Here is a 7,462-nt window from a genome sequence, read left to right as displayed (position 1 = left end):
TCTTTACTACGACAAGCCGGAAAAGCTTGCGGAAATCAGCCGCGGCCTGGGCGACGCCATGCGGGGCCTTTCCGCAAAGGCGCTTCCGGAAGAAGAAAAGCTTGCAGCAAGGGGGTGGTAAGCAAGTTATTTGGGCGTTTGGTAAACAGGTTCACGGGTTGATCTCCGGATTCCAAAACGCGCCGACAACCGGCCGGAACATTTTTGCCCGGAAAACCGAACAGCCAATCAGCCAAACGGCTTGAGAACTAGGTCTATGTCCGAGTCATTCGTCAATCTGATTTTCGTCGTTCACAACCATCAGCCGGTCGGAAACTTCGACCATGTATTCGCACAGGCGGCGGACGAAGCTTACCTGCCGTTTTTGCGGATGCTCCGCGATTATCCGGACATCAAAGTCGGGCTTCACACATCGGGCTGTCTTTGGGACTGGCTCGCATCAAGCCGGCAAGAATATGTTGAGCTGGCGTCCGAGCTTCATCACCAGGGCCGTCTGGAATTCCTCGGCGGAGGATATTACGAGCCGATACTCACCGCTATTCCGCCGAGGGATCTTCGCGCCCAATTCGCAAGGATGGACGGATTTTTGACGCGGAACTTTGGAGTCGTTCCGGAGGGATTTTGGTGCACCGAGCGGGTCTGGTCGCCCGCTTTGCCGTATTTTCTCGCCGGCACGGGCAAAAAGTACACGCTTCTGGATGACAACCACTTTATATGCGCAGGAAAATCGCAGGGCGATTTGCTTCGCCCGCTTAAAACAACGTACCTGGGCCAGGAAATTTCGCTCTTCCCCATAAGCGAAAAGATGCGCTACCTGATCCCCTTCCGCGAAGTAAACGAAATCGAGGACTACCTGCGCTCACAATCATCGCCCGATCCTTGGCGGGTCGTCGTATTCGGCGACGACGGTGAAAAATTCGGCGTATGGCCTGGCACGGCCGACTGGGTTTGGAAGCGCGGATGGATGCGCAGATTTTTGGAAATGCTTTCAGCCAACGCCGGCTGGATAAAAACCGCACTTCCCGGCGAGTTTTTGCACGAGCACCCGCCTGTGGACACCGTCCACATACCATCCACAAGCTATCGCGAGATGACCGGATGGGCGCTCCCTGCGCCCGCAGCCCGCGATTTTGAAAGAGCGTGGAACGAAATCAAGGACAATCCGGAACGTGAAGTGGAACGGCGCTTTTTGCGCGGAGGCCATTTCGACAACTTCTTTTCCAAATACGAAGAAAGCGACCGGATGGAGCGCGAGATGCTTTACGTTTCCGCGCTTCTGGACGCGCTGCAGCCGAAGCTCCAGCCCCGTATCGCCGAAGAGGCGGAAAGGCTGCTGCATGAAGGCCAGTGCAACTGCGCATACTGGCACGGCGTATTCGGAGGACTATACCTGAATTACCTGCGGCACGCGGTGTACCGAAATCTCGTCTCATCCAAGCGGCTCTTGCTCGAACACGCGGCAAAACCACAAACCATCGAATTTAACGGATTCGCCAGGCTTCGCGCGGGAGACATCGCCGCGGAAATTTGCACGCGAACGGGCTGCATTGAGTCAGTGGATTTTCTTCCCGGGGCCACGCGAGTAACCGACGTACTTACCAGGCGCTACGAGAGCTATCACGAGGGCGTTTCACACGGCAAATTCACCAACGACTACGATCACGAAAGCATTCACGGCGATGTGCGCGTCAAGGAAGCCGGGCTTTCCGAGTACCTCGCGTACGATTTGCGGCCGAGACGCTGCTTCGACGTATTTGTTTTCAAACCGGGCGTGAGCGCTGAATCTCTTGTTTCGTCGTCTTGCGAGACGCTTGAAGCGGAGCCGCAGAGGCCGTTCCGTTGCGAAATCATATCCAAAAGCGCTTTTGCGGCTTCGTTAAGAGGCGCGATGGCGCTGATAGACGATCTCGGCTCACTTGAAATCGAAAAAAAAATCGAGCTGTCCGAGACGGATAACGCGGTCGAAGCGGGGCTGACAATCCGGTTCGGAGCACTCAAATCCGAATTCGACGCGGAAATCTGTGTGCTTTGGAATTTCGGCCTGCTTGCAGGCGACTCGCCGGACAGGTATTACGAGCTTGACGGCAAAAGGCTTAAGCTGTCGTCTTTCGGAGAGCTGCACGGCGGCTCGAAACTGTCGATGGTGGACGAGTGGCAGGGTCTGCGAATCACGGTTTACTGCGCGAAGGCAGGAGCTGATTTTATTTATTACCCGGTCGAAACCGTCAGCGCTTCCGAAGGCGGGCTGGAGCGAACCTACCAAGGAAGTGCGATAATGCTTTTGCGGCGCGAAAAACTATCACCTACCCGCCCCGATCTGAAGTGGAAGCATTCTGTTACCATTAAGCCGCTTTGAAACGAGCCAAATCATGTCCAAGAAATTGAAAGCCGAGCTTCTTTCCCTAACCAAGGCCGAGCTGCTCGAACGCATTCGGGCGCTTGGTTTTACCGGCTACTCCCGGTTTAAAAAGGAAGAGCTGGCCGACCTGATAATCGCGCACTCGAAGCAACCCAAAACCGCCAAGCCTGCCGCAAAGAAAGCGGACAAGGAGTCTGCGCGCGCGCAGGAATCGCGCTCTTTAAAGCCGCGCGGATCCAAAGAACCAGCCAATGGAATCGCGATTCAGCATCCCAGCGCCTCGCCGAGCGCGCGGCGGTACGGGAGTCGAGGCGCGCCTGAAGCGGCTACGGATGCGGCAACTCCGGAAAAACCGGCCGATTACGGAAAGGAGGAAATCACGCCGCCGGCGATTTGGCCCGACAGAGACGCCCTTCCCGAACGCTATGGCGTGGACGTGCTTGTGGCCTTGCCCAGAGATCCCGAGCATATGTTTTGCTTCTGGGAAATTTCAGGAGACACGCTCGGAGCGCTTGCATCCGAATTCGGCGATTCAAAATGGAACTCAAGACGCATGGTGCTTAAACTCTTGCCGAAGGAACGCGACGGACGGGAAGGTTCGCCGGCACAAACGCTGGACGTTTACGGCGAAACGGGGCGCTGGCACATCGCATTGCCGGAAAGCGCCCGCGGAAAGCGAATAGGGCTTGAAATCGGATTTTTCTTCACGGACGGAAGCTACCGCAAGGTTCTTTCAAGCGAACCCGTGGAAATCCCCAGGGGCGCACCGGATGAAGGCGGAAAAGTAAGGTTCATGCTGGTCAAGCCCGCGCGCGCCAAGTCGCGCGCGCGGATTGAATCTTTGGAAACCAGGACTTTCCACCGTCACGATTCCATAAAAGCTCTTAGGCGGGAGGTGGAAAAGTCCGTCGCAAAGCGCCGCCGGGAGCTTGGAATTTCCCCGGCTCCCCAAGGCGCAAGTGAGCTCGGCCGGTTTTCACAAGGAGAAAGTGAAAACTCGTAATATGCCGCTGGAACAGATATGAATGCTGTTAATGTTGCCAAGTCTGGTAAAGGACTACCGGATGGATAACGTACTCACGATAATCATGGCGGGCGGCAGGGGCGAAAGGCTGATGCCCCTGACGAAAGACAGATGCAAGCCGGCGGTGCCGTTCGGCGCGCGTTACCGGATAATAGACTTTGTACTATCCAATTTCATCAACAGCGGATTCCTGAAAATCAAGGTTTTGACTCAATACATGTCCGACTCGCTGATCGCGCACATTCACCGCTGCTGGAACATTTCGGGCGTTCTTGACTATTACGTTGACGCGGTTCCAGCTCAACAACGGACCGGCGAAGATTGGTATCTCGGCACCGCCAACAGCGTTTACCAGAACCTCGACCTCATCCGGTCGGTAGCGCCCGACCATATTGCCGTTTTCGGCGGCGATCACATTTACAAGATGGATGTCCGCCAGAAATACGAGGAGTTTCTTATAAGCGGCGCGGACGTAATGGTCAGCGTGCTGCCACATCCCAGGAGCGAATCGAGCAGGTTCGGAATCGTTAAAGTGGACGACGACTGGAACATCGTCGAATTTTTGGAAAAGCCCGAAGATCCGCCTTCGATGCCGGGCAATCCCGAAATGTCGCTCATCAGCTTAGGCAACTACTTTTTCAAATATCCGATACTGCGCGAAGTGCTTGAAAAGGACATGGCGGACAGTGAAAGCCGCCACGATTTCGGACAAAACATAATCCCGCGGATGGTCGCCGAAGGCTACCGCGTAAAGGCCTACGATTTCAGCAAAAACAGAGTCCCGGGCGAGCCGGCAGGCTCGCCCTACTGGCGCGACGTGGGCGACGTGGACACCTACTACGACGCCAATATGGACTTGCGCTCCGTCAGCCCGATGTTCAACCTGTACAACAGGAGCTGGCCGATCCGCAGCCTGAACCGAAACCTCCCGCCCGCGAAGTTTGTTTTCGCGGACTGGGCGAAGCGATACGGACAGGCGGTTGATTCAATCGTGGCGTCGGGAACGATAATCAGCGGAGCGACCGTCCGCGACTCCGTCATCGGCTCGAACGTGTTCGTTCATTCGTTCGCTCATCTTGAAGGCTGCATCATCCTCGACCATGTGGATATCGGGCGGCATGTCAAATTGCGCAGGTGCATTGTCGACAAATACACGCGGGTGGAGCCGGGATGCGAAATCGGTTTTTACCGGGAGCGCGACGAGCAAAGATTCACGGTTACTCCCGCCGGAGTCACTGTTCTGCCCAAAAACGCGATTATCAAGGCTGACGGCCAGGTGCTCGACTTGATCACCGGGCGGGAAGTTTATCCTCCCCTCTGGCAGGAGCAAGCAGGATAACGATTCAGGGACGATAGGTTTGGAGATTTCATATGCCGAAAAAACTCAAGGTGCTTTTCATTTCCCCCGAAGTCGTGCCTTTCTGCAAAACGGGCGGCCTTGCCGATGTCAGCGGCGTGCTCCCCGTGGAGCTTGAAAGACTTGGCGCGAAGGTAATCGTAGTCTGCCCGTATTACAGGCAGGTGCGCGAATACTTCGAGCGAACCGGCCAGGCGCCCGCCGTACTTAACGAGGAAACTACGCTATGGATGGGCGGAAGGCTCCAGCACTACAGGATTCTCGAATCGAAACTCCCAGGCAGCAAGGTACAGATTTGCTTTCTCGATTTTCCGGCGCTCTACGACAGGGCGGAGCTGTACCAGGAAAAGGGGCAGGATTACTGGGACAATTTTTTCCGGTTCGCGTTTTTCTCGCGCGCGGCGCTCGAGCTGGCGAGAACGATCGAATTTGCGCCCGATATCGTGCATTTGCACGATTGGCAGGCGGCGCTGGCGGCGGTTTACTTGGCCACGCTTTTCACGGGCGATCCCGTTTTGGGCGGCGCCTCCACGGTACTGACTATTCACAATCTGGCATACCAAGGCTTATTCGAGCATGTCTATCTCGCCAGCGGCGATTTGGGATACGAACTTTTCACCCATGAATTGCTTGAATTCTGGGGCTCGATAAACGTTCTCAAGGGCGGCATCGCATACGCCAATGCGATAACGACCGTCAGTCCGACCTACGCGAAGGAAATCCAGACAGAAGAATACGGATACGGTCTTGACGGCATTCTTCGCCACAAAAGCGCATCGCTGACAGGCATTTTGAACGGGATCGACTATCTGGTATGGAATCCGGAGACGGATCCCTTGATTCCGCACAAGTTCAGCCGGGAGGATGTGCGCGGCAAGCAAAAATGCAAAGCGGCGCTCCAGAAGGCGATGGGATTGCCCGTATCCGACGATGCGTTCCTGATAGGAATGATTTCCCGGCTTGCAGATCAGAAGGGATTCGATCTTGTTGAAGAGCGGTTTCCGGAAATGATGAAAATGAACGTTCAGATTGTTCTTTTGGGAACGGGCAAGCCGGAATACCACGCATTTTTTGAAGATATGGCCAAGAAATATCCAAGGAAGTTTGCGGTCAAGCTGGGTTTCGACGAAGGACTTGCGCATCTCATCGAGGCCGGTTCCGACGCTTTTCTGATGCCATCGCGATACGAGCCTTGCGGGCTGAACCAGCTTTACAGCCTGCGATACGGCACGATTCCGATAGTCCGGGCAACCGGGGGGCTGAAGGACACGATTACCAACGCAAGCAAGGCGAACATCAAGTCCGGCAAGGCGACGGGATTCGTCTTCGAAAAGTACGACGGCGGCGAAATGATGAAAGCCGTGGGTAAGGCCGCGGCGCTGTACGAACACGATGCGGAGCTTTGGGAAAGGCTTGTGCACAACGCGATGTCCAAAGATTACTCTTGGGGGGCGAGCGCCAAAAAGTACATGAAGCTGTTCACTTCTCTGGCAAAATAGCTACGGGAATTTTTCCCTGAAACCGGCTTGCGGATGCAACGAAATCGCTTTTGAGCGGTCTTTAGAGGCGCCAGCCCGGCCCGCGCTTCCCGCGGGCGGCGGGCTGAATCAGCGTTTGCGGAAGGGTATAATTCTATTCCTTTCGCTTGGTGGTGTGAAATGGCAGGTGTAAAGCGCAAGTTTTTGCTGGCAGCGGTGGCGATCGCGTTCTTCGCGATTGCGGCAACCGTGTCGGCATATTTCATTAAGTCCTACGGCGAATCCAAAAAACGCGAAGAGCAGCTTCGCAGGGAATTCGCCGAACTAAAGAAAAGCGTCGAAAACGAACGGGGCGTCGCGAGGGCGGATAGGTTGGCCAAGGAGGGCAATGTGGACGCCGCCATAGCGATGCTTGAAAACGGGCTGACCGGCTCCGGGACTGCGCCGGCAACGCACGTGGCTCTTGGCGACCTTTACTTGAAAAGCGGGCGCAGGGAAGACGCCATAAGGGAATATGAAAAGGCGCTTGAATCCGATCCGAATAACGCAGAAGTGCTTAAAAAGCAGATTGACCTGCTTGTCGAGGACGAGCGGATAGGCCGCGCCTGTGAAAAGCTGGAAAAGCTTCTGGCCATAGATCCGAACGATACGGACACCAGATTAAGATTGGCCAACTTCCAGTTCGAAAACCGCGATTACACGCTGGCTTCCGAAAACTATTCGAAAGTGATCGCTTTGAAGGGCGACGACCCGGTCGCGCTGCAGGGGCTTGGACACATAGCGCTTTACCAGAACAACTCGAACAGGGCGATGGATTTCTACACCCGCGCTGTAGCGGTCGATCCGTCGCTGGCGGAATCCTGGTATTTTCTCGCGCGAATTCGCTTTCGCAACGAGGAATACGCGGACGCGGCGATTGCGATGCGTAAAGCGTTGTCGCTCAACTATCCGGACCCCGAGCTTCGCTTGATGCTCGCTTACGCGCTTGAATACGACGGCAAGATTCAGGACGCGATTAAGGAATTCAAGCGCTTTTTGGCCGAGAATCCCGAACATCCGGATGCAGGCACCATTCAGCTTCACGTCAGCCAGCTCGAATTCTGGGAAGCTCCGCCGCACGACGAATCGCAGAATGTTCCCGCGACCGTGGACATTTGGGGCCGCGAGGTAACGCCCGGGAATCCGGAATCCCGTCCGGAGCCTCCTCCTGGAATGCCCGGCGTCAGCGGAATCGGCGGCTAGCC

General features: G+C 55.7%; 5 protein-coding genes. All 5 read left to right on the top strand.

Annotated elements, in window-relative coordinates:
- The first annotated feature begins 256 nt into the window (after nucleotides 1-256).
- The 5 genes from HRF49_01680 (at nucleotide 257) to HRF49_01660 (ending at nucleotide 7,460) form a co-directional block, all read left to right on the top strand.
- Nucleotides 257-2,356 (top strand): DUF1926 domain-containing protein, encoded by a 2,100-nt coding sequence (locus HRF49_01680; GenBank protein MEP0813362.1) that lies wholly within the window; start codon nucleotides 257-259, stop codon nucleotides 2,354-2,356.
- Between the two features lie 13 nt (nucleotides 2,357-2,369).
- Complete coding sequence (locus HRF49_01675) at nucleotides 2,370-3,362, top strand: DUF4912 domain-containing protein (protein MEP0813361.1); 993 nt, start codon at nucleotides 2,370-2,372, stop codon at nucleotides 3,360-3,362.
- Nucleotides 3,363-3,423: 61 nt separating this feature from the next.
- Nucleotides 3,424-4,722, top strand: coding sequence for a glucose-1-phosphate adenylyltransferase (gene glgC / locus HRF49_01670; GenBank protein MEP0813360.1), 1,299 nt, complete (start codon nucleotides 3,424-3,426; stop codon nucleotides 4,720-4,722).
- Between the two features lie 32 nt (nucleotides 4,723-4,754).
- Complete coding sequence (gene glgA, locus HRF49_01665; protein ID MEP0813359.1) at nucleotides 4,755-6,239, top strand: glycogen synthase GlgA; 1,485 nt, start codon at nucleotides 4,755-4,757, stop codon at nucleotides 6,237-6,239.
- Nucleotides 6,240-6,398: 159 nt separating this feature from the next.
- Complete coding sequence (locus HRF49_01660) at nucleotides 6,399-7,460, top strand: tetratricopeptide repeat protein (GenBank protein MEP0813358.1); 1,062 nt, start codon at nucleotides 6,399-6,401, stop codon at nucleotides 7,458-7,460.
- Nucleotides 7,461-7,462 lie beyond the last annotated feature (2 nt).

The sequence above is a fragment of the bacterium genome (genome assembly GCA_039961635.1).
Lineage (GTDB): Bacteria > 4484-113 > 4484-113 > JAGGVC01 > JAGGVC01 > JABRWB01.
Note: the sequence above shows the minus strand (reverse complement) of the source record. Positions and strands in the feature narration are given on the sequence as shown.